General features: G+C 33.9%; 16 protein-coding genes. 10 read left to right on the top strand and 6 right to left on the bottom strand.

Annotated features, from left to right (window positions below):
• Window positions 1-100: 100 nt before the first annotated feature.
• The gene (locus tag DK846_RS04055) at window positions 101-2185 is read right to left on the bottom strand and encodes a HAMP domain-containing methyl-accepting chemotaxis protein (protein WP_181391613.1); all 2085 of its coding nucleotides are present in this window, start codon (window positions 2183-2185) and stop codon (window positions 101-103) included.
• A 277-nt stretch (window positions 2186-2462) separates the two neighbouring features.
• Here DK846_RS04055 and DK846_RS04050 point away from each other — a divergent pair, with 277 nt between their 5' ends.
• Both DK846_RS04050 and DK846_RS18290 read left to right on the top strand, forming a co-directional pair.
• A complete protein-coding gene (locus DK846_RS04050) occupies window positions 2463-3005 on the top strand; it encodes a DUF1697 domain-containing protein (RefSeq protein ID WP_109967607.1) in 543 nt (180 codons plus the stop codon).
• A gap of 580 nt (window positions 3006-3585) precedes the next feature.
• On the top strand, window positions 3586-3759 hold the full coding sequence (locus DK846_RS18290; RefSeq protein ID WP_109967606.1) for a Lar family restriction alleviation protein: 174 nt from the start codon (window positions 3586-3588) through the stop codon (window positions 3757-3759).
• Between the two features lie 249 nt (window positions 3760-4008).
• Here the strand turns inward: DK846_RS18290 and DK846_RS04040 are convergent, their stop codons facing one another.
• The 3 genes from DK846_RS04040 to DK846_RS04030 form a co-directional block, all read right to left on the bottom strand.
• Entirely contained in the window at window positions 4009-5487 is a 1479-nt protein-coding gene (locus tag DK846_RS04040) for a hybrid sensor histidine kinase/response regulator (protein ID WP_109967605.1), read from the bottom strand.
• A gap of 653 nt (window positions 5488-6140) precedes the next feature.
• Entirely contained in the window at window positions 6141-8054 is a 1914-nt protein-coding gene (locus DK846_RS04035; RefSeq protein WP_109967604.1) for a transporter substrate-binding domain-containing protein, read from the bottom strand.
• Between the two features lie 338 nt (window positions 8055-8392).
• Window positions 8393-8656 (bottom strand): hypothetical protein, encoded by a 264-nt coding sequence (locus DK846_RS04030; protein WP_181391612.1) that lies wholly within the window; start codon window positions 8654-8656, stop codon window positions 8393-8395.
• Between the two features lie 308 nt (window positions 8657-8964).
• Here DK846_RS04030 and DK846_RS04025 point away from each other — a divergent pair, with 308 nt between their 5' ends.
• Window positions 8965-9585, top strand: coding sequence for a hypothetical protein (locus tag DK846_RS04025; RefSeq protein ID WP_109967602.1), 621 nt, complete (start codon window positions 8965-8967; stop codon window positions 9583-9585).
• 149 nt (window positions 9586-9734) lie between these two features.
• Here the strand turns inward: DK846_RS04025 and DK846_RS04020 are convergent, their stop codons facing one another.
• Window positions 9735-10238, bottom strand: a complete 504-nt coding sequence (locus DK846_RS04020) for a hypothetical protein (protein ID WP_181391611.1) — start codon at window positions 10236-10238, stop codon at window positions 9735-9737.
• A gap of 942 nt (window positions 10239-11180) precedes the next feature.
• Between DK846_RS04020 and DK846_RS04015 the strand changes: the two genes are divergently transcribed.
• The 3 genes from DK846_RS04015 (at window position 11181) to DK846_RS04005 (ending at window position 20548) form a co-directional block, all read left to right on the top strand.
• Window positions 11181-15752 (top strand): PAS domain S-box protein, encoded by a 4572-nt coding sequence (locus DK846_RS04015; RefSeq protein WP_181391610.1) that lies wholly within the window; start codon window positions 11181-11183, stop codon window positions 15750-15752.
• 257 nt (window positions 15753-16009) lie between these two features.
• Window positions 16010-19150, top strand: a complete 3141-nt coding sequence (locus DK846_RS04010) for a PAS domain S-box protein (protein ID WP_109967599.1) — start codon at window positions 16010-16012, stop codon at window positions 19148-19150.
• Window positions 19151-20548, top strand: a complete 1398-nt coding sequence (locus DK846_RS04005; protein ID WP_109967598.1) for a response regulator — start codon at window positions 19151-19153, stop codon at window positions 20546-20548.
• Between the two features lie 33 nt (window positions 20549-20581).
• Here DK846_RS04005 and DK846_RS04000 read toward each other — a convergent pair whose 3' ends face one another.
• Window positions 20582-21196: a response regulator gene (locus DK846_RS04000; protein WP_109967597.1), complete on the bottom strand. Its 615-nt coding sequence runs from the start codon at window positions 21194-21196 to the stop codon at window positions 20582-20584.
• Window positions 21197-21393: 197 nt separating this feature from the next.
• On the opposite strand from DK846_RS04000, the gene uraA reads away from it, so the two are divergent.
• The 4 genes from uraA (at window position 21394) to DK846_RS03980 (ending at window position 25106) form a co-directional block, all read left to right on the top strand.
• Window positions 21394-22641 carry a uracil permease gene (uraA, locus tag DK846_RS03995; RefSeq protein ID WP_109967596.1) on the top strand — a complete coding sequence of 416 codons (1248 nt, stop codon included), beginning with the start codon at window positions 21394-21396 and terminating at the stop codon, window positions 22639-22641.
• A gap of 373 nt (window positions 22642-23014) precedes the next feature.
• Window positions 23015-23257 carry a zinc-ribbon domain-containing protein gene (locus tag DK846_RS18285; protein WP_109967595.1) on the top strand — a complete coding sequence of 81 codons (243 nt, stop codon included), beginning with the start codon at window positions 23015-23017 and terminating at the stop codon, window positions 23255-23257.
• A 202-nt stretch (window positions 23258-23459) separates the two neighbouring features.
• Window positions 23460-23732, top strand: a complete 273-nt coding sequence (locus tag DK846_RS03985) for an ACT domain-containing protein (RefSeq protein ID WP_109967594.1) — start codon at window positions 23460-23462, stop codon at window positions 23730-23732.
• Window positions 23733-23741: 9 nt separating this feature from the next.
• On the top strand, window positions 23742-25106 hold the full coding sequence (locus DK846_RS03980) for a PFL family protein (protein ID WP_109967593.1): 1365 nt from the start codon (window positions 23742-23744) through the stop codon (window positions 25104-25106).
• Window positions 25107-25165: the final 59 nt, after the last annotated feature.

Raw genomic sequence — 25165 nt, 5'->3', positions numbered from 1 at the left:
TAGAAAAGGTGGAGATTTAAATTCTCCATGTAGTTGATTGTCTTTGTATCTAGATACTGGGCCATCCTGATTTCTTTTCTGATGGCGCAGTGTTTTTATTTTATCCATTTAATTTTAAAGTAGCTTCATTTATCCGTGATGCAATGACCGATAAATTACTTACGATTGTTGAAACCTGTGATAATGCAGAAGATGCTTCTTGTGATGCAGCTGCAGATTGTTCTGCTTCTTTTGCAGATTCGATTGCCAATGTTTTAATTTCAGAGAAACTGGCTGTGACTTCTTCTACAGATGCAGCTTCTTCCTCAGACAGACTGGCTACTTCAGTCATATGATCTGATATCTGATTTATCTGGGTTGCAATCGTATGGAAGAATTTGATGGTATCAGTTATTGCCGTTGACCCTTTTTCAACTTCAGATGTTGCATTATTCATTGCTGTAGCAGCACGTTCGGATTGATTCTGCAGTGATGCAATAATCTTTCCAATATTCTCTGCTGAGTGCTGTGACTCCAGGGCTAGGGTTTTAACTTCATTGGCTACTACTGCAAAACCCATGCCGGCTTCGCCAGCCCTGGCAGCTTCAATTGCGGCATTTAAAGCAAGTAAGTTTGTCTGATCTGCAATATCAGTAATTATATTTACAATTTTACCAATTTCACTCATTTGTCCTTTGATTTCAAGAATAATTGCTTCTACATCATGAACAGCACCATCTATTGTAGTAATTCCATTTTCAGCTACAGCAGCCTGTTCGATTCCTTGTCTTGATGCAATATCTGTCTCCTGAGACAAACGACTTACTGAATCAACCTTGGTAGCAACCGTGGATACTGATGTAGATAAATCTTCCATAGCAGCATGGATTTGCTCAATTGCCTGAACTGAACTAGTAGATTGTGAACTGACCATAGAAGCACTATGAGCAAGAGATGCCGAGCCTGCTGTTATCTCTTCAACACTTGCAGCTGCTTCAACAGACGAAGCTGATAGTGAATTTACCTGTCCTGAAATCTCTTCAATTGCTTTTGATATTTCTATACCAACATTATTGAGACCCATCTTTAAAGCTATCAAGTCCCCCTTTACTTGTATCTGCTCATTAAACCGCGTCGAAAATTTAGCCTGAGAAAAAAGCTCACAGACTCGTAATGCCTCATTTGTTGGAGTCATTATCGTTTCGAGCATATTGTTTATACCGGCAATTATCTCCCTATATGCTCCGGTAAAATGAGTCGGGTCACCTCGTAAACGTAAATTTCCCTCCTCTGCTTCATGAATGAGTTTATTGATGTCAGTAACCACAGAACTTATTGATTCGACTAATTTATTGAAAACAATCGCAATTTCATCCTGTTCATCCTTTGGAGGAAAATGAACCGACATATCTCCTGCAGCAATACGTTTTAGTCCATCCAGAATTCCGAATTGAAGGCCATCAGACCATGTATCCATAACATCAGCAAGTTCTCCAATCTCATCTTTTCTATTTAATTTGAGCCTGGTATTGAGATGTCCTGTGCTCATCTCTTTTAGATTATAGACTGCCTTTGAAAGTGGAACTGAAATGCTTTGACTGATGAGAAAACCAAGAACGAGTGATAGAACTATACCAATGAATAGACCGACAATAATTTCATTGCTAATCAGAAAGACATTGTTGTTACTGAGATCATATGCGGCTTTAGCCTCTCTCAATTTCATTTGATTGAATTTCTGCATCGTGTCATCGATGATGTTTTTCTGTGTAATGAGGTCACCGGAATTTAATGCAACCTTTGCTGCATTTACATCACCAGAGTCTACATTGTTATAAAAGGTCGAAAGAGCGTTTTTATAGGTAGACCATGATTTCATTAATGCTGAATATAATTCCTGATCTTCATTATCAACAACCTGAGATTTATATTCTGAAATATTTGCATCGATATCTGCAATAAGTGCCTCATTTTTCTTTAATATCGCTGTTCTAGTTTCTGGTGTTGAATAATATAGTAAAGAATTTCCTCTTATTTCTGAAATTTCTTGTGCAATTATCTCCAATTGGTAGGTTGGTAAAAACTGATCTTCATAAATAGCATCGGCACAGGCATCAGAAGTCGTAACTCCCAGATATCCAATTAACCCTACGATAAAAAGACCCAGTGCAATAAGTAAAAAGGAGCCGATTAGCTTGCGTTTCATCGGCATATTATCTAAATATTTCATATTGATGCTCCATTTTTTTCCTGTGAATAACAGTTTACTTATGAAACTTGTTTGCAAAAATATAAAGGGTCTCTGTAACCGGAAAATTATTGCAGAATCATGAAGAGAATAATCGAAAATACAATTGATTAGTTGTTTAAGCGTAGTAATTAATTGATTATCTACCCTTATTACACAATAATCATACCATTATTACCTCAAATCTAATTTACTATCCTTATTAAATATAGGATTGAAGAATTTAGGAATAATTATGGAATCTAAGGATATTTTTATCATTTTTCTTCGAGGGATAAATGTCGGAGGGAATATTATGGTCTCAATGAGGGACTTAGTACAGATTTGTACTGACCTGGGTTTTGAAAATGCCAGGAGTTATCTAAATAGCGGGAACCTAATTATTAGAAGTTCTATTCCTGAAGTAAACCTTCGTGAAATTCTTGAAACCGGATTGTTCAGAAAATTTGGAAAAAAGATTCTGATTACTATCCGTAATGCAGTTGAACTTGAACAAATCATTAATAGTAACCCCTTTTCTGTTCAAAAAGGATCACAAGTAGGTGTGATGATGGTAAATGATATAATAGAGGACATGAGAATTATTGAATTTGGGATCAAGGGAAAAGAGGAGATAATTCTAGGAAACAGGGAAATATATGTGTATTATCCGGATGGAATGGGTCGCTCTACATTAAAATGGCCAAAGCGGTTTACCAACGGCACTATAAGAAATATCAATACACTTACAAAGCTCGTGTCAATTACTAAGGAAATGACATACCAAAACAGTTCATGAATTGTTAGATTATTGTATTTTTTTAAATATTTAACAAATAATGCTTTTATAATAAATTCATCTCGTATATGAATTGATGATATTTAAAAATTTTATACGATTTTAATATAAGAGGATCAAAGCATAATTATGAGTCGTAATATTCAGAGTTTTTTTGTTTGATATATTGGTATTATTAGGTTAGGATTTATATGAATAGCAGGGTGGAGTAATGACTGATACCATTATCCATACATGTAGTGCTTTTATGTGTCAATCTCGCTCATTTGAAGACGGCCGATGCAGCCTTAAAAAGGTCCATATCGGAGAAGATGGACGTTGCAGAGAATTTTTTGAGAAGAATTATGATACGATAGACTGAAAAATACCAGATGCGGTCCTGCTATTGAACAGGTAAGTAAACATTCGCGATGATTATTTTTCATATAATGTTAGCGAATATTTCGGTAATCATAAACTTTGGACAAAGAACATGGATCATTATCTACATATTAATAGTGGTAAGAATAATTTTGAAATTTGTAAATATTGCATTTTTTCCAGTACATTTAAGGCTCTTAAAACATCCTGGAAGGTTTGAATGACTGAATCTTATAAACCATGTCCGTTTTGTGGAAGTAATTATGTTAAAATAAAACCAGATGATGATTATAATCATGTATGGACTATCCATTGTCCTAGATGTCACATGGTTTATATCCCTTATGGGAAAACCAGAGAAGAGATTATACTTAAATGGAATCAAAGAGTTTGAATCAGTAATTCTTTCAATTCGTAATTTCTCCTCTTTATAGTAACTATAATAATTTCAATGGAATCTATTTTCAGGTTTGGTTATAGTATTCTTTCCCCGATCCTGATGGTTCTAGTAACCAATTCTATATTTAATATCAAAATTCTGTTGCTAACTACGAAGAATCATCTATACATGCATATTTCGAACAAAAAACTAATTATCCAATATTGATATGCTTCATCAAATATATTCTGAATCGATGAATCATTACAAATTAAACCGGTATGATCCTTTGGGAATTAATATCTCAAACCTGGCCCCCGACCCAAATATTCCGGTTTCTTGAATAGAAATACCAGTTAAAAATAGTATTTCTTTTACCAGAAACAATCCCAAACCGGTATGTTTTCCATAGCCTTGTTCAAAAATTTGATTCTTCTCATTATCAGATATTCCAACCCCATTATCCTCCCAGATAATGAGTAGAGTATTTTCGGATTCCTTGGCCATAATTTTAATATCTTTAACATGTTCACCATGTCTTTTTGAATTATCTAGAAATATATCAAAGATTGTTTTTACTAATGGATCGACAAGAATAGAGATTGTACATATTATGGGTTCATACGATATCGTGATTGAGGAATCAGAATCCGGAAGAATTGAGGATAAAGAAATCCAGGATGGTTTTTCTGCCCCTAACTCTTGATATATCCGGGTAAACTCTATTCTGGACTGGATTATATCGACGACATCCTCCATTTTTTTCAGATATTCATTGAAATGTGAGTCCGGACAGTTCGTCCTTGCTGCATCAAGTTGCATATATAACACTGAAAGGTTATTAAGAATATCATGTCTGGTAACCCTGGTTAGAAGATTTATTTGACGATATGCTCTTTTTAATGCAAGTTCCGTTTTTATCCGTTCCGTTATATCCTGATTTGCACCATATGTCCGGATAATACAACCATTTGCATCCCTTACAATACCTGTCCCCACTAAAATATTTCTAACCTCTCCATCCCGTCGAATTATTCGATGCTCGATGTAGGTCACCGCTTGAGGATCAGGATTTTTAAAAACTCTTCTTACTTCTGATAACACATACTCACGATCATCAGGATGAATAAAATCTTTAACATATTGATCTGTTGATATTTGATTACCGCCTTCGCGGTCGGCTGAGGTTCCATACATGGCAAAAAACCGGTCATCAAATGTAAAAATATGACTGACAGCATCACATTCCCAGCTTACGACGTTTATCAGATTCATTGCTGTTGCAAGTTTCTTTTGATATTCATCGAGCCGGGATATCTGATTATTTGCCCGGTTATGATCAACTGCCAGACGAATTTTATGTACTAATTCCACAAATAAGGAGACCGGATCTCCTCCTTTCTGAACATAATAATTAGCACCATTATTGATGGCTTCAATAACAATTTCTTCTCTTCCACGACCCGTAAAAAGAATAAATGGAATGTCTTTATACCTCTTTCTAACTTCCTTAAGAAATGTAATACCATCCATTCCTGGCATCTGGTAATCAGACACAATAGCATCATATATTAATAAATCGGAACACTCCAAGGCTTTAATTGCTGATGAAATAGTGTGTACTTTGAAACCTTCTGTTTTTTCTATGAAACACTTTCCAGTATTGAGAAGATCTGGTTCATCATCTACGTAAAGAATTGAATATTGTTCTGGATATGATGGGTTACAATCTTTTCCAGACATAATCAAATAAACACTGTGCCGATATTTAATAATATGTTTCTTCTATGACCTGGAAGATTTATGATTTTCGTATTTGCTAAATAGAATCTATATGTTTTCAATAAATTTTGAACAAATGAATTTAAAAATAACATTCTATCTTAAAATGGTATGTATTCTTGAGATTTATGTTGAAGTGAAGATAATAACGTTGTCATAGACTAGTTCCGGATATAATGATGCAACATTAGTTTCTGGTTCCATATATATGTTCTCGAGCCGAGTCACATATTTTCATGTAGCCTAATTCCCTGCAATGATGGACCCTTTGGAACTGTATGAGTATAACGTTCCATTGAATTTGTTCGGGTAATGATATATGCATAGAGTTTTACATATTTGGGTTATCTTTCACATAACGAGTAGCACTTCCTATTAATTTCGGACTGTCAACAGAGGAACCCCATTGAAGTAATCTGAACCATATACCACTCCATCATTGTTTATTGCCTTGCCCGTTACCATATGGTTTACTCCATAGGAAACCGCAAAATCCCCTTTTTTAAAGACTAAATAAGAATTCATAGTTTATAGATCGGTGTTTTTGATCAGGAAATGACTGAAAAAATATGTGGATATTAGATTATTGATTTTTCTTATGTTTATTAAATTTTTTACTTGGTTTTATACACTCCAACACAAATGATGTATCTTTTCCCGTCACTTCCGGTTACAAGCTGGCATCTGGTACTCTTCCAGAACAGGCCTGTTTCAGCAGGACTACTGTAGATATAATCCACCCAACCAGATCCGTTAGTCAATGCTTCCCGGACAAGCTGGTCTCTGAATGGTTTGCCAGAAACATCTCCTTTATTATGATAATTGAGCCCCACCATTCCGGGATTTTCAGCATGGGCCACCATGTTTACATCTGGATCATAGACAAAGACATAGAGGTCAGGTTTTTCGGTATTTCTGTAAGGTGTCTGACCTGCATTGATATTTTTTATTGTACCTGGTGCATCCAGACTAATATCATGTACGGTCTGATTAATCAGACTTGTCACTTCTGAAACTGTAACATTTGAATCTGAAAAGACCGGTTGAACATATCGATACAGGATTTGGTCATATATACTTACTCCTGAAGTATCTTTTTCAGTTCTCAATAGATCCATTGTATCTTGGAGTGAATTAACAATATGAGGAGATGTATTCCGGTTAAAGGCTATATAGAAATCATATGTCTGTAGAGTTTGTGCTGGAACAATGGCAGAAGCATTAGCAGCATATTGACTAATTAACTGACGACCCGGGAGAAGTGCATAAGCCCATCCATCAACCGATCCATTTTCAAGCATTTTAATTTGTTCCTTGGGCTCAGTTGAGTAGATAATATCCTTTCCTCCGGCATTTACGAGAGTAGTGGCAGCTATATCTTCAGTAATTGTAGCAATCTTCATCGTAGACGGACTGGTATTTCTGAACTTATCAGCAGAATCACGAATGGTGAATATGACCACCGGTGTTTTATCTACAGGACCTGCCCATTTGAATAAGTTTTCACGTTCTGGAGATCTTGCAAGAATGGCAAGAGCAGTTCCATTCTGGTTCATAGTAGTCTTATAGACATCTTCCCATGTTCCGAACGTAAAGTGGTCAACAGGAATTTGTGCTCCATATTGAGATGCAATGTATTGAAGAATATCTATGGAAATTCCCTTCGGAGTTCCGTTTTCAATAAAGGTATATGGGTAGTATCCTTCAGTATAATACTGAGTGTTAGAAAGCCCATCTCCAAGCATCCATGAGGATAATACCTGATCCAACTCACTCATTTCTCCGGATTCAGGCTTATTTTTCAATTCATCAAAGGCATTCCTGAATTTTTCTACCACGTTATCTGGAGTTTCTTTATTAAAACCGATGTAAATCGGAACGGTTCCAGTTTTACCAGATAGTTTGTAATATGCAGAATTTCCAGTTACATTTTTTATATAATAATTTGCTGCAATGTCGCCATAAGATAAGAGATCAATAGACCCATTTTCCAGTTCCTGAACTAGGATTCTCGGATCAGATCTAGTAAAAATATCCTCTCTTTTAATTCCTGCCTGAATCAGATTATCGATTGCAACATCATCTGTTACGGCTCCGATTTTATATTTTGAGAGTTCATTAGAATTGGTTATAGTAATGTTATTGCTTCTCTTTGAATAAAGAGAGATATTGTATGTTAAAATAGGTCCAACCCATTTGAATAGATCTTCACGATCTGGTGTTTTAGCAATTGCAAAAATAACCGTATCAGGATCAGTTATCGCTTTATGATATGCTTCATTCCATGGTAGAAATATAAATGATTCTATAGGAATTTCTTCACCTGCTTTTTGCGATATTGCAGAAATAAGATCTATCATAAGACCTGATGCTGTACCATTTTCATGAAAATTAAACGGTGGATATTCTTCAGTAACCCAAGTAAGATCATGCAGAGTAGTTGTCTGGGTGTCTGCGTTAACAGATATACTGGTAATAATTAGAAAACAATATAAAATAAAAAGAAATAGATGTGGTTTTAGAGGCATAATCTGTATGTGAAGTTTAGTTATATAGGCCTGTCGAATTTATTGAATATTTTTTAAGATGATTTGGAAAAAAATGTTGGTCCGAATCTATCTTCAGACCCGAAAATATGATAATTGTATGAAATTTATTATTAATCTCTCTAATAAATAAAATCTAAAAATCAAATATACATTCTACCGAATGATTATTTTCATAAACATCACATTTTGACTAATGGAATAATCGATAAAAAATAAGGTCTGGATATTTATAAAATAGTCAGAAAATAAGGAAGAAATTCAGATTCATCTCTTTGTCTCATTGAACTGGTTGAGTTGAGATATCAAAATCCCATCTCTTAACTATAATCATTATTGAAATAATTCATGATTATGGATGTTAAGGTCCTATCTTGATGCATTACATGAGTAATTTCAATTAAATTATTAACTAGAGATTTAGAAGATGTATTATTCTCTTTTTCAACAGCTATCCCTGAATACCCTAAAAATGCATATGGTTTTAATGCAATTATCGGTGTACCATTAGCAATTACTTTATCAATTTCTGTATCTGGAAATAAAATTGCATCGATTTTAGAAGATACAAGATCATGTATCACATCATTTTCACTGGTGTAATTAACAATTTTTGGATTCTTTACTGGATTTTATTAATCATCCCGATCATACTAAAAATGTTGTTCAGGTAACTAATCAGAACAGATTGAACATATGTTCCAATTGTCTTCCCAGATAGGTTCTGGATATTAGCAATAAAGATGATATCTCTGAATTTTCTAGTTTTACAAACTTATTATATGGTGTAACTCTTTGACAAATTCAAAAATGTTATACCCGCTGGATGATTATTCCTTATTGGAAGTGAAACATGAGGTTTAATTGGGTCTTAGGAATTATGACTATTTGTATGATATTCTCATCTTGTATTGTAAGTGCTGACAAAAATGAAACTGGTTCAGATATACAGCCTTCCTGGAGTGGTGTATGGGAGAGTCTTCTATATACCGAAACTTTAGAGCAGAACAAAACAAACGTCACCGGAACGTATGTTCCTTTTACGAACTCTCTGAAGGATAATGGAATAATTAATGGTACCCTTACAAATAATGGATCTAGACTCACCGGATCCTGGACAGAAACCGGGGACGTATTATTTAATGTATCTAATGATAATTCAACCCTTGATGGTGTATGGGCATATAGTGATGAAGTCCAACAGTTCTTGAAAATGGACAGTAATAATGACATTGATGGTACATGGAATTCTAGCAGTCTGTCATTAAATCTTCAGAAAAAAGATTCTCTCGTATTTGGAACCTATGAATCAATCGATGATCAAACGGGAGTAAGTGGGTTTATTAATGCAACCGTTTCTCCTGATGGAAAAGAGATAACAGGAACGTTTAATGAATCTGGAAATATTTTGTTTATTCTTTCAGATGATGGCTCATATTATAATGGGACATACACATATGGGAATAAGCCTCAAAAAGAGGTAGATACCTGGAATGCAACACGTATAAAATAACTCTTTCTTTTTTGATATTTAACTTTTGGATGATTGGGAATAAAATAATAATGATCTCCATATTTTTTAAAGATCAGGACTGATATGTCAGTAAATAATACAAAAATTATGTGTTGAAGAGTTATATCTTTCAGATTATTTGATATAATCTACTTGTTTCCAAAAATTGAATCTGAAGGTATACCATTCTCATTGGAACGATGAATTGGGAGTTTTGGATCTGGAAGAACTGGTGGCTTTGTATTTGGGAATAAATCCTTAATATCTGTCCAAATTTCCATTGCATCAGAGTAATAACTTCTGGCTTTTGTATATTGATCATACACCGGACTACCTAAAGTGTCAGGATGTTCAGTCAACCTTTTTGAAGTACCATACGTTTCACCGGCCTGCGAGATTTTAAATAAGTATGCGTTAATTTTCGTAGCCTCTGGATAAAAGTCGGGACTAATATTTAAACGTGACAACTGGATCTGTTCGGACTTCAGATTAAGGAGGTCAGGCCCTTCAATTGGAATTATTTTTCCAGATAGTTTTGTGAGGATTGCAGTAGAATTATTCAAAAATTTTTGATCATCGTAAGGTCCGATTGAAGGTGATGGTTTTAATGGATATGTTAGTCCATCATCGTTTGCCATAACCGGGATTATCATTTCTATCATGAGTAAGAGTATAAGTATAGATGCTAATGATTGTACTATCAGTTTCATATTAATGGGTATCCTTAAATACCTAAATAAATTTCGAAACTGTTTCTTGAGTAAAAAAAGCCCTTCTTCTTTTAATATACATGTATTTTTTATTGAGTAGTAGATTCATTCCCAAAAAGTAGACAATTTATCACCAGTAAAGTGAGATAAGGTAAAAAAAGAAAATATTATGATGAAAATTAGAGATAATTTTTAATTCATCTGATTGGAAAAGTTGTAAATCTTTTTGTGAGATAATGAGTCCGATCAATATTAATTTTTAAGGTATTGATTTTTTCTGATAAATAAGTAGAGTTTGTCTCATGATATACAAGGAATACAATTATCAGAAAAAACTCATAATAATTACAAAATGAATTTTAGGTTATTGGTAAGAAATCCAAAGAAAATTAACCCCGTATAAATAGAAAAAAATTTGATGGAAAATGTTTTCAGATATCTATTAATTTTTGATATTTTCCAGAATATCAGAACAAACCTAGCCATAACGAGTACATATACAGTCTACACCACTCTTGAAGGTCCAGGAAAGAAAGGAAAAAATTTTTAGAGATAGTCGGAAGAACAATATTGACAATTGCAGCATTGAAGGCTGCAATATAGTTTGCAAGAGAAAATGATTCAACAAGAAATGTATATGTTAGGTTGTATTTTTTCCCGGATGGGACATAACTTACAATGATATTGTTTCTATATCTTCAGACTAGATTTTACGATACCTTCACTCTATTTTTTTACCGATAGTTTAAGATAGCAGTACTAATAATCAAGATTATGATTATTGAATGGTCTATATATGGTCACCAAAAAATTTGGGAAATTCAATTGTTAAAGGCAAAACATAACTTTAGTTTAGGGTTTTTGTAAAAAAAAGCAGGTATGAGGATGAATTGTGAACCAGCAGAGGATCAAGATCTCCATATTTTAATTATTGAAAATGCTCAAATATTATATCCATTAATCTTGAAGGCATTTGAATCCTGGGAAAAAAAGTCTCACTTCACATGTATTCACTCTTTAGAACAAGTATACCAAGTAATTCATGAAGATCCACCGGATATAATCTATATCGAAGAAAAATTTTTAAATTCAGAATCATCTTTTTTTGGAGAAAATGCTGAATTATATAAGATTCCAATTATTTTCTTACTTCAAAATAATATCAGCGATCTACCCGATCTCCTCTCCCAACATCAATTTATTGAATATATCCCTATAACTGAACGGATTCTTAATGCTTTACCAGAAATCTGTGATAGAATATTGAAAGAATGGAAAGCAGTATCTGCACGTCAATCAGTTGAAAAGGAATTATCAAAATTTTATCAGATTTGTAACAATAACGAATTTCAGGCATTGCCATCAAAATTAGATGACCAAGGCAATACCATTGATTATCTCCAACTGATAAAATTGTTTTGGGAAAAAAGTAATGATGGATTAATAATATGTGAAATAATTTATAATTCGTCAAAATTTCCCATTGATTTTAAAATTATAGAATCTAATCCTGCTTTTGAAGAAAAATTTTCTCAGGTAACTGATAATATTCATGGAAAAAAATTAACCGAACTTAATTCGCAATTCTTAAATGATTTGACGGATCGATTATTACATGTTATTCTAACTGGAGATATCTCAAATGATAAACTCTTTTTAAATGTTAATTATTTAAAATACAATATAAAAATATTCGATATAAATGAAACTATTATTGGTATTCAATTTTTTAAAATACAGAATACTCAATCCGATAAGGTTGACCAAAATAGTGAAAAGAGAACATCATTTTTTAATGATATTGCAATTGAAGATTTTTGGGATTGGCAAATAACAGAAGATTTGATTGATATTAGTCCAAAATGGTATGCTGCATTTGGATACAATTATAATGAAGTTGGAAATAATCTCCAATCATGGAAGTCTCTTGTCCATCAAGAGGATATACAGTCATTAGAAAAAAAAATGCACAATATCATCCATCGGGAAGATACTGTCCTTGAACATGAATTTCGAATTAAAACTAAAACTGGAGAATGGAAATGGATACTGATCAAAGGTATGGTTGTATCAGGATTTGGAAATGAATGTCTTAATAAGATTTCTGGATTGATAGTAGACATATCTGCATGGAAAAACCTGGAGACTCAGTTTGCACAAGAACATCAGGAATTAATTGAAACGTATAATCAATGTTCACTCAGTGAAGAACATCTTAAGCGAAAAGTATCTGATCTTTATGTAAGTGAGCAAATGCTCAAGATAAATGAAGAAAAATTACTTTTAGCACAAAAAATTGGAAAAATTGGTTGTTGGGAATATTCTTTTCAAACAGAAATTGTTTGGGCATCTGCTGAAACGTTAAAAATTTTTGGATATCCCCCAATTGCTGGAGATGTTTCATTAGAAAAAATAAAAAAATGCATTCCTGATTATGATGATTTCATTCAATTACTTAGTAAACAAATAATTGAAGTTGATGAGTTTAATCAAGTTCTCATGATTCATCCTGTAGATGGATCTCCACAAAAATTTATCCACCTCGTTGCGATTATCCAAAGAGACGAATTTGGTAAAAACCAAAAAATTACCGGAGTAATTCAGGATATTACTAAAATCAAGGCGAATGAAGAGAAACTTAAAGAAACGAATAATTTCTTAGAAAACCTAATTAACCTCGCAAATGTCCCTATTATTGTATGGGATTCTGCTTTTAGAATAACTCGGTGTAATCATTCATTTGAAAAACTTACTGGATTATCAAGTCAAGATGCTCTTGGAAAGTCACTAAAAATTATTTTTCCTCCTTCACTTGTTGATCGTTCAATGAGGTTGATTAAGTCTACCCTTGAAGGTGTAAGATGGGAGACAGTAGAACTTCAGATTCAACATACTGATGGGACTATAAAAACAGTAGTATGGAATTCATCCACACTTTTTTCAGATGATGGCAATGTGCCAATAGCTACAATAGCCCAGGGGCAGGATGTTACAGCCAAAAATAAATACGAAAATGAACGAAATATCGCCATTGAACAGGTAAAACAGAACCTAGCCCAACTTGCAATACTAAATGATGGAATCAGAAACCCTCTAACAATCATTTCTCTTTTATCAAGTGGAGAAAATGAAAATCAGGAAAAAAATGTAATATTAGAGCAAGTCAATATTATCAATGATATCGTTACTCAATTAGATAAAAGATGGGCTGAATCTGATAAAATATTAAAATTTTTGACCAAACATCACCAGATAAGTATCAATCCAGTAACAAATAATCAGGAAATTCAATTAAAAATAAATCAATCTATCAGTGAAAAAGAAGAGCCTCAATTATTAGTTGAAGAGTCTCAAGGTCTTTTATTTTCAATATTGGATTGTCTTGATGATTTTGTGTATGTAGTTGATATTGAGTCATATGAACTTGTATTTATAAACCGCCGCTTAAGAAATCTGGTAGGGGATTTTCCCGGTAAAAAATGTTACCAGATTTTTCAGAAGGATAATGACAATCCCTGTCCATATTGTCCGAATTCATATTTAATAGATGAATATGGCCCTACAGGAGTTTATCGATGGGAATCTACCAAACCTGATAATAAAAGAGTATATTCCTGCCGGGATTGGGCATTCCGTTGGTTTGATGGAAGGTTTGTAAAAATTGAAATTGCATCCGATATAACCGAACAAAGACAAACTGAGACCGGAATACGTAATGAAGAAGAAAAATTCAGAACTATTGCAGAACATATAAAAACCGGTTTTTTCATATTTCAAAATGATTCTTTTGTTTTTGTGAATGATGCTCTAACAGAAATTATTGGTTATTCACATAATGAGATTTATAATAAAAAAATGATAGAATTCCTTGATCCAATTGACTATGAATGGATAAAAGAAATATCTCGTCAAAGAAAGGAAGGAAAACAGGTCCCGGATAAATATATTATCCATGTAAAAACAAAAGATGGTTCAAATAAAACGTTAGAACTTTTTATATCACAAATATTCTTCCAGGAAAGCCCTGCATTGCTTGGTACTATTAATGATATAACTGAAAAAGAACATATTGAACGTGAATTATGGGATAGTGAAGATCGCTTCTGGACACTACTCCAAAATATTCCGGAATATATAATTCTCCATAAGAAAGGAAAAATTCTTTTTGCTAATAACTCAGCGTTATACGCTTTAGGTTATACTTCTGAAGAGATGGTTGGTTCTAATCTTCTGGAATACCTAACTCCAGAATCTAAGAAAAATGTTATAAAAATAATTTCTGGATCTGGTAATAAAACTATTCCTCCCGTAACTTTCATTACAAAGGAAGGTATTGAAAAGATAACCATTATCCACAAATTTTTTATTCAATATGAAAATTCCATAATTTCTCTTGATATTCTGAAAGATATTACAGAACAAAAACGAATTGAAGAAACTCTTCGAAAAAAAATTGAAAATGAAGTTGCTATTATATCGATAATACCAGATCTAATTTATACCATTGACTGGAAAGGTGTTATATTAGAAAATAAAACCAAAGGATTATCATTATTTTCATCTAATCCAGAATTGGATCAAGGGAAATCCCTTCATGAATTGTTACCCTGTCATCTTGCAAATCAGATCATACAAATAATAAATATAGCGATTTCTACAAATCTAAAGCAACATTTTGAATTTTTCCTAGATGATGAAAAACAACGTCACTGGTATGAAATTTACGTTATATATTGTTCACCAAATGAAGTTACCGCTCTTTTCCGTAATATTTCCGGAATAAAAAGTCAAGGTACGATGATAAAAGAATTAAATATGAGATTTAATCTTTTAATTAGTCTATTAAATCAGGATATTGATTCATTAATTGCTACTATCAATTTTCTCGAAAAAAAATCATTAGAATCATCAAATTTAGAAATGATTCATGAAAATATTCAACTAGCTCATAATGAGGGTAATCAAATTGAAAAGATTATCAATTTTTTTGTTCAATATAACAATCATAACTCTCATCTCTGTCAATGGCAGAACATAACTTCTCTAATCAATTCAATAACTCTAATTTTTAAGTCGTCAGATATCGAAATAATTAATCAAATTGAAGATAATATCGAGATATATGCTGATTTGATGCTCCGGCAGGTATTTTTTATACTGATAAAAAATTCGATAGATCATGGAGGAGATGTTCAAAAAATCAAACTATTTTCAGAATCAATGAATAATTCTCTCATTATTATCTATGAGGATGATGGAAGAGGTATTTGCAATAACGATAAGACCCACATTTTTGACAGGAATTTTAAAGGAAAAATTGGATCAAGTCTTTTTCTAGTCCGGGAAATCCTCTCTATGACAGACATTTTAATTCGGGAAACAGGGAAAGAAGGGGACGGTGTAAAATTTGAAATCGTGCTTCCTTCAGGCAGTTTTAGAAGAACATTCATAGAGTAAATAGCGAACCTTTTATCAACTTTTATTTATTTTAACGCTAAATAACTTGATTAAATAAATGTCTTATATAATATATTAATCAAAAAATAAAATTTGTTGAGTTATTTTATTTGAATTATTGTTTACGATATAATTTGATAGATTTCTTGTTTGTACAATCTCTTTCTAATGTTTGTGTGTACCCCCTATTATGAATCGTTGATTAGGCAATAACTATAAGAGTTATTCCTCGAAAGTATCTCATATCCGGGGAATACATGATCAAATTAGTTGCCGTTGATGACGAACCTGCATTTACGGAATTACTTGAAATATACCTTAAAGATTTTGGAGATTTTGACATTGTCACCTATACCTCACCAATTGAAGCATTAGACCATCTCCTATCTGATAATGCTGATGCATTTATTTCTGATTATTCGATGGCGGAAATGGATGGGATATCATTTTATAATGAAATAAAGGCGAGACATCTCAATATTCCCTTTCTTCTTTTAACTGCATACGATGAAAAGAAAATCATCCTGAATGCTATGAATTCAGGGATAGATTTTATCCAATTTAAAAATACTAAGCCATCTATTTTATTCACTGAAATCGCCCAGAAAATTAGATCAGCCGTAGCAAAAAATCGCGCACAAAAAGAAGTTCAAAAGGGAATTAAAAAACGCGAATATTATATTAATATTCAACGAGAATTGATGAATCGTCTGACCTGTTCAACAACTCTTAACCAGGCTTCAGACACCTGCTTGTCATCGGTTAAAAATCTTCTGCATTGTCAAACTGGAAGTATTCACCTCTATAATCCAATTTCTGAAAAAATTGAGTTATTAATAGCACACAATCTTCCGAACGAACTTTTAAAGCACTTTACATATGGCGATGTTTACAAAGTCATTAATACAGGACAACCATTGTATTTTTCTGCAGAAGATAGTGAAAATCCATTATTGATTACTGGCGGTCAAATCCCTATTTCTGGTAGCAACAACATAATTGGTGTCCTTTCCTTCATATTTGATATTCATCAGACTGTAAAACCAGATCTCCGTGATACTGTCGAACTTCTCGTTTCATTATTGGGTAATTCAATACTTCGAATAAAGTCAGAAGAACTTGTGAGAAATCGGCAGGAAGAATTAAACGAACTATATAATGCAATGGAAGAATTAGTCGTAGTTATTGATATGGATGGTGCTATACTCAATATCAATCCAGCGGTAACTCGAACTCTTGGGTATTTTGAAAACGAACTTCTTGGTGAACCAATACATATCCTTTATCCTTTTGAAATTAGAGATTCAATTGTTTTTCAATTTCTTGATCTAACACGAAATGGAGGGAAAATTCGAAATGCTCACCCATTTATGACTAAAAATGGAGTATTGATTCCCGTTGAAACAAGAGGCACTATCGGAGTATGGTCGGGGCATCATGTCTTATTTTGTATCAGTAGAGAGATTGGTGACAGACTAAAAGCTGAACAAAGTCTATATGAGTATGTTGAAAGATTAAAGGCGATTTTATCCTCTTCAACTGCTCAAATATATATGAAAGATGCATCTCTGAAATATCTTACTGCTAATGAACCATTTATACAGTTTGTGAATGTAAAAGACCAATCTATTTATGGACTTACTGATGATGATCTTTTCTCTCCCACTGTTGCAAAACAAAAAAAAGAAATCGATCTTAAGGTAATTTCCGAAGATTCGCCGGTCTATGATGTAGAAGAAGAATTCTTTTTTAACGATGGAACCCCTGTTTGGCTGGTTTCATCTAAAATTCCAACTCACGATCAAACGGGAAAAATTACTGGAATTGTTGGAACCTCAGTTGATATTACCTCACTCGTGCAGACTAGGCAAGAATTGCAAATTAGGGATAGGATTCTAAGTGCCGTAAGTACTCTTGCTTTTTTATTGGTCCGAAATTCAGATTGGGGCCCTCTTATTCCTCAATGTTTATCTCTTCTCGGAGAAGCTACAGAAAAGGAATGCGCCTTTTTTTCTTGTTTAACTTCGAATGACGGCTCGCTATCCTGTAGACCTTCATATAATTGGTGGAAGAATAATCCATCGGATCTTATGAGGTCGAAAATTTTATCGGCAATAAACGATCAAATCGTTAAAAATTTCGATATTTTAAAAGACAGTCCATCAATTCAAGGAACTATTGAGATCAATTCTGATGATATATCTGAAGAATCTAAAAATACATCTCTTTTTTCATATATTATTCTTCCAATTAATACATCGGTATCTATACCTGCTGTTCTTGGTTTTATAGGTTCAAATAATTTTAAACCAACCCCTGCTGAAATTGATACGTTAATTACGGCATCAGGAATTATGGGTTCTGTTATCGAAAGAACCCAAACTGAAGAATTATTTCATAAACCAGTGGATCGATCTCTTGTGGGTATTTACCTGGTTCAAGATAACATGTTTATGTATGTGAATCCTCGAATGTCAGAAATTCTTGGATATCCACGTGATTCATTGCAAATGATGCCCTTTGCTTTGTGTTTTCATCCGGATGATATCAATATGGCGATCTCTCGTCATAATCGGATTATTGAAACTCCAGAAGCTCATGATGATTATGAGATCCGGGCTATTACAGCAGATGGTCGGACAATCTTTTTAGAAAATTTATTGAGTCAATTTACATTCCAGGGAAGGCCTGCAGTAATCGGTAGTATAATGGATATAACAACCAGAAAGAATTCTGAAATTGAACTTAAACAATCTCTTAATGAAAAAGAGATTCTTCTGAGAGAAGTCCATCATCGTGTAAAGAACAATATGCAAATAATTGTCAGTTTACTTCGAATGCAGAAAAACATGATTGATGATCCGAAAATTGTTGATATCCTTCAAGAAAGCAAGAACAGAATTTTATCTATGGCGATGATACATGAAAAATTATACAATACTGCTAATCTTGAAAGTATTAATCTTCTAGAATATCTCGATACTCTTGCAAATACCATTATCTCTGATTTTTCTCTGAAAAAATCTCTTATTACTTTAGATCTCTCATGTGATCCAACAATAGAGATGACAATAGACGTAGGAATTCCATTAGGTCTTATTATTAATGAACTATTAACTAATTCATTTAAACATGGTTTTTCTAAGGATCAACAAGGGAAGATTAGTATTAATGTAAGTCGAGAGGAAGAGGGGTGGATTAATATTATTTACCGTGACACTGGAAAAGGATTACCTGATGGATTTGTTTTAGATAATTGTGATTCATTGGGGATGCAGTTGATACAGAATCTGGTTTTCCAATCCAGTGGGGAGATGACTATGTCTTCTAATAAAGGAATTATTGTTACTTTGAAAATTCCAATAAATGAAGGTTTTTTTACAAAAGAGGAGAATTAAATGCCGCACGGAAGTAAGATTCTTGTTGTAGAAGATGAGATGATCATTTCAATGGAAATTAAACAAAAACTCCTTGAGATGGGTTATATTGTTGTAGGTCAGGCTATTACTGGTGAATCTGCGATACAAAAAGCTGGAGAGACAAAGCCTGATTTAGTCCTTATGGATATTAGACTAAAAGGTGAGATGGATGGTATTAGTGCGGCACAACGGATCATGGATCTGTATGATCTCCCAATTATTTTTCTAACTGCACATTCAGATAAAGCAACTCTGGAACGTGCAGTTGCTCTTTCTCCCTCAGGTTATCTTCTCAAACCTTTCAAAGAAAGAGAATTGATGACTAATATCGAAATGAGTTTACACAAACACCGCATAAAACAAAAAATCAGGGAAGAAACAACTCCAAAAACATCTGCTGGTTTATACCAGGATTTGATGCAATTTCCAGTTCCTGTTATTGTTACAACTAAAAATGATATTATCGAATTTATCAATTCATCAGTTTCAAAAATATCAGGATTTTCATTACATGAAGTTTTAAATAAACCTCTTTCTATTTTAATTGGAGAGCAGACACAAGCAATAGAAGAGAACAATGAGCGGTCAGAACCGAAGTATCATTTGGTTATGCCTGATCAATTGGTACTCAAGAAAAAGGGAAAACTTGAAATTCCAGTTACCGTATCAGTGGGCCTTATATCCGGTGAATTAAAAGAATATGATCGTAATCTGTATGTAATCCAGACGGAAGAGATTGCTGATGTCTCATCTTCTCTTCTTGGTCCTGGAGCGATAAAATATTTCATGTCCATAATGGGCGCTTTGGATTTTCCTGCCTTTGTGGTTGATAGAAAGATGATATTGGTTGGTTATAACCAACAATTCTGTGATTTAGCACGTAAGGTGGGTATTAGTCAATATATGCTGAATCGCCCTCTATTTGAAACTCCTAACTTTTCTATGTTTGCTGATATTCAGGATCTTCAGGATGCCTATAAATTAGGATATCAAGATAAAAAGGTAAAAAAATTTCGTATTAATGGTGATTTTATTTATATCCAGATTATTCGGATACCACTAAAAAAGGATGATATAACTACTCATATTGTTATGATTTTCCAGGATGTAACCGCAGAAAAACAAGCTTTATATGAGTCAGAAAAAATTAAACAGGTTTTTTCTAATTTAGTATCTTCTCTTGAAAGTTTCCAAATTCTTTCAAAGGAAATAAAAGCTCCATTTCAGGAAATGATCAGAAAAATTGAAGATGAACAGGGAAATAGCGGGAAAAAAACTGATGATTGGGTCAAAAACCTGAATAATCTGCTTCATGAACTTGATGTCGCATGGGTGGATTATGCAGCAATAAAGGACCAGATACAAAAAAATATTTAATATTGTTATCTTTACACAGACAGGTTTTCAATATTATGGACAGGTCATCTCACTCTGATTTAATATATGGTATTGATTTGTGATCATTTTTTTAAGATGTTCAATAGATTCTAGAATATCCGATTGTTCAACTGGACGAAGAGAGAGCATTTTCTCCTGTTTTACTAGTAAATCTTTAAGGTATGAAAGTACTTTTCGCTTTCGAAAGATGCGTCGACATTGAGATGCTTCCTCTTCAGACATTCCAGTTTCAAGTGCTTTATAATACCTGGAAGAACTTTCTCTGGAAATCTCCATTATTTCTTCGATAACAGACAATAATATGGAACGTTCTAAAGGTTTCATAACATATCCATCAATATTCATACCATAGTTTAGCGCTTCCTCAATTGTCATCACTTTACCAGTGAGTATTATAATGAGAATATCATCAAGATCAGGTTCTTTTTTTATGAGTTCAAGTACATCCCAACCGGATAATGGCTCCATCATAATGTCAAGTAAAAGAAGGTCTGGTTTATTTGTTTTTAATGTTTCAACTATTTTACTGGCATCTCCAATAATTTCAGTATCATAGCCCTTACTCATGAGAACTGACTGGTATACCTGAGCCAATCGATCATTATCATCAAGCAATACTATTTTCATTTAATACACCTCCATGTTATTTTATAAAAAACTAATTATTCAAAAACTTCACATGAAATCACTTCTCTTTGATAATACATTTCTCAACTATGTTAATGTTATCTCAAAAGATTGAAGAGAGGTAATTCAATGAAAGATGTGTGTTCTTATTGATGTTTTTCGAAAAACCTATTCCTTGTGATACCGACTCTTACTAAATGAATACTGATGATATTCCGGTGAATAGTGTACCTTCTCTTTCTCTTTTGATCCCCCTGAGTATCCAACATTTATTTGCAATGTTTGGAGCCACAGTTCTTGTTCCAGTTCTTCTTGGTATAAATCCTGCAACTATTTTATTGTTTAATGGAATTGGTACCTTGATCTTTCTCATTATCTGTCAATGGAAAGTTCCTGCATATCTTGGATCAAGCTTTGCATATATTGCCCCTTCTCTTCTCATCATTGGATCTTATGGATATGGAGCAGCATTATCCGGGTATATAGCAACTGGAATATTTTTTCTCATTTCTGCTTTGATAATCTATTGGGTTGGAACAAATTGGGTAAAAATTCTTTTTCCCGATGTTGTTATGGGTAGTGTAGTTGCAGTTATCGGTCTTGCACTGGCACCAACAGCTGCTAAATTGTCGGGTTTATCTCTGGATAATTCTGATTTCAATATCGTTGCAATTTCACTTTTTACTCTTCTGGTTACGCTCATCTGCATGACAGTCTTTAAAGGTTTTCTCCGGGTTATCCCGGTTCTTGTTGGAATTATCTGTGGGAGTTCATTGGCTGTCCTGCTTGGATATTTTTCTTTTGATAAAATCATTGAAGCCCCATGGCTGGCTTTTCCTCCAATATACTCTCCGGAGTGGTCTATACATGCCATTATAATTCTCATCCCGGCTTTTTTCGTAACTCTCGTAGAATTAATTGGACATCTGGAGGTTACAGGCAGTATTGTTGGGTCAGATATGATGAAAGATCCTGGGCTGTTTCGGGTAGTGGCCGCTAAAGGAATAGCCTGCACAATATCTGGATTTTTTGGATCCACACCTAACACTACATATTCAGAAAATATTGGTGTAATGGCTATCACCAGGGTATATAGTACAACTGTGTTTGCAGCCAGTGCGGTTTTTGCAATTTTAATATCCTTTTGTGGAAAATTTTCATCAGCAATTATGAGCATCCCTGATCCTGTAATTGGGGGGATATCTCTACTACTCTTTGGGGTAATTGCAGTTCAGGGTTTTAGAATGTTAATCGATGCAAAAGTAGATTTCTCTAAAATAAAAAATATGGTTCTTGTTTCTATAATATTGGTAGTTGGATGTTCAGGAGCAGTGATGAAACTCGGACCATATAATATGGAAGGGATGTCTCTCGCGACCATCATTGGAATATTTTTAAACTTGTTTTTTATAGCATTATCAAAATATGGAATAGTTTGTGAATAATCCCCGAAATAAAATTTTCAATTGTAATTTTCAAGAAGTTCGTGATATGTCGAAAAGGTATTCGTTAATTATATATGTTTGAGAGAACTACTACTATTCATCACACCGTCATCTTTTGATGAGAGGAGAAGGAGTCAAAAAAGAATTCAATCTTTGAGGCTTTTTACAGTAATCCTACAACTGATTTCTCCTACATTTTTGGGGGGAAACCCCCACAACACGAATGAAATAATCGTGATTTAAAATTTTCTTCAATCATGTATTTTAGATTTAAACTCCAATTATTCAAAATTGTATTAAGTTATAATCATCAGAATTGAAATCTGAACTCTATACATAAATACGATATGATCACTTTATATGATCAGATATCATGTTTTGCCCAAATTGTGGTGAGAAACTAGCTGATTCAGCTAGATTTTGTCCGAAATGCGGTACACAATTAGATGGAGGATCCCAAATCTCTCAAAATAGGAGATCATATTCAGGCAGATATTCAGACATGGATCCAAAAGACCGGGTTATGCGGTTAGGTTGGGCCCTTATTGTGGTTCTGGTTTTTATGTTATTCTTTGCAGGGTATCATTACCTTAAATCCGGAATCGGATTGCCTTAATTTGATAATTTATTTTCTTTTTGGATTCCGATATGAATGCATGTTTTTTATTTAATAGTCCTCATCTTTGATTTATATACAATTTCTTCTTAAGGAGGGCCGAAATAAAAAAAATGCATTTTTCCTAGCAGTGGAAAATGTTTCCCGGTATCAATTATAATTTCTGATACGTGTACATATTAATGTAGGATTGTTCGATTATATGAAAAAAACAATTATCACAGTAGTTGGAAAGGACACAGTAGGAATTATTGCCAAAGTTTGTACATATCTTGCTAATAATCAGGTAAATGTTGAAGATATTTCTCAAACAATAGTGCAGGGCTACTTCAATATGATGATGATCGTGGACACTGAACGGCTGGAAAAATCATATTCTGATATGGTAACAGACCTTGAAAATCTTGGGAATGAGATTGGTGTAAAAATTAGATGTCAGCGTGAAGAGATTTTTACTAACATGCACCGGATCTGAAAAATTCCTATGATTAATATCTTCGAGGTCAATGAGACCAATAAAATGATTGAGCAGGAGAAGCTTGATGTGAGAACGATTACGCTCGGCATCAGTCTTCTTGATTGCGCTGATTCAAATCTGGATTCGCTAAATAAAAAAATATATTCCAAAATTACAACCCTAGCAAAAAATCTCGTTTCTACAGGAAAAGAGATAGAACGTGAATATGGAATACCGATTGTTAATACAAGGATTTCCGTAACACCAATTTCCTTAATAGCAGGCCAGGCCTGTAAAACTCCGGAGAATTTTGTATCAGTTGCCAAAACCCTGGATAAAGCTGCATATGATATGGGTGTCAATTTCCTGGGTGGATACTCGGCAATTGTCTCAAAAGGAATGACTCCTGCAGATGAGAATCTTATACGATCGATTCCGATGGCTCTCTCTTCTACAGAGTGGGTCTGTAGTTCTGTTAACATTGGTTCAACGAAGACCGGAATCAACATGGATGCCGTGAAACTCATGGGAACTATTGTAAAAGAGACTGCTGAAGCAACAAAAGAGAATAATTCTTTTGGCTGCACGAAGCTTGTAATCTTTTGCAATGCACCAGATGATAATCCCTTCATGGCTGGAGCATTTCACGGAGTTTCAGAGGCTGATGCGGTTATAAATGTTGGTGTAAGTGGTCCCGGAGTAGTGAAACATGCACTAGAAGGGGTTCGTGGTCAGGATTTTGAAGTTCTTTGCGAGACTGTGAAAAAAACTGCCTTCAAGGTTACTCGTGCAGGTCAACTTGTAGCACAGGCTGCTTCAGAACGACTAAATATACCTTTTGGGATAGTAGATCTTTCCCTTGCTCCTACTCCATCGGTTGGAGACAGTGTTGCCGAGATTCTCGAGGAGATGGGTCTTGAATCAGTTGGAGCTCCGGGAACAACTGCTGCTCTTGCTCTTTTAAACGATCAGGTTAAAAAGGGTGGAGTGATGGCCAGTTCATTTGTTGGAGGATTAAGTGGAGCCTTTATTCCGGTTAGCGAAGATCAGGGAATGATAGATGCTGTTAATCGTGGAGCCCTAACTCTTGAAAAACTCGAAGCCATGACCTGTGTCTGTTCAGTGGGGTTAGATATGATAGCAATACCGGGGTCAACTCCGGCGTCTACGATATCAGGAATCATTGCCGATGAAGCCGCGATTGGTATGATTAATCAAAAAACCACTGCAGTTCGACTCATCCCGGTAATTGGAAAAGAAGTTGGCGATATGGTTGAATTCGGTGGTCTGCTTGGTCATGCTCCGGTTCAACAGGTCAATAAATTTGGTTGCAGTGATTTTATTAACCGGGGTGGAAGGATTCCTCCACCGATTCATAGTTTTAGAAATTAAAATTCTCATTCCTTTTTTATTGAGTGAATGATGCCAAACATATGGTTCTCAAAAACAAA

Origin of the sequence: Methanospirillum lacunae, assembly GCF_003173355.1 — an archaeon.
GTDB lineage: Archaea > Halobacteriota > Methanomicrobia > Methanomicrobiales > Methanospirillaceae > Methanospirillum > Methanospirillum lacunae.
Note: the sequence above shows the minus strand (reverse complement) of the source record. Positions and strands in the feature narration are given on the sequence as shown.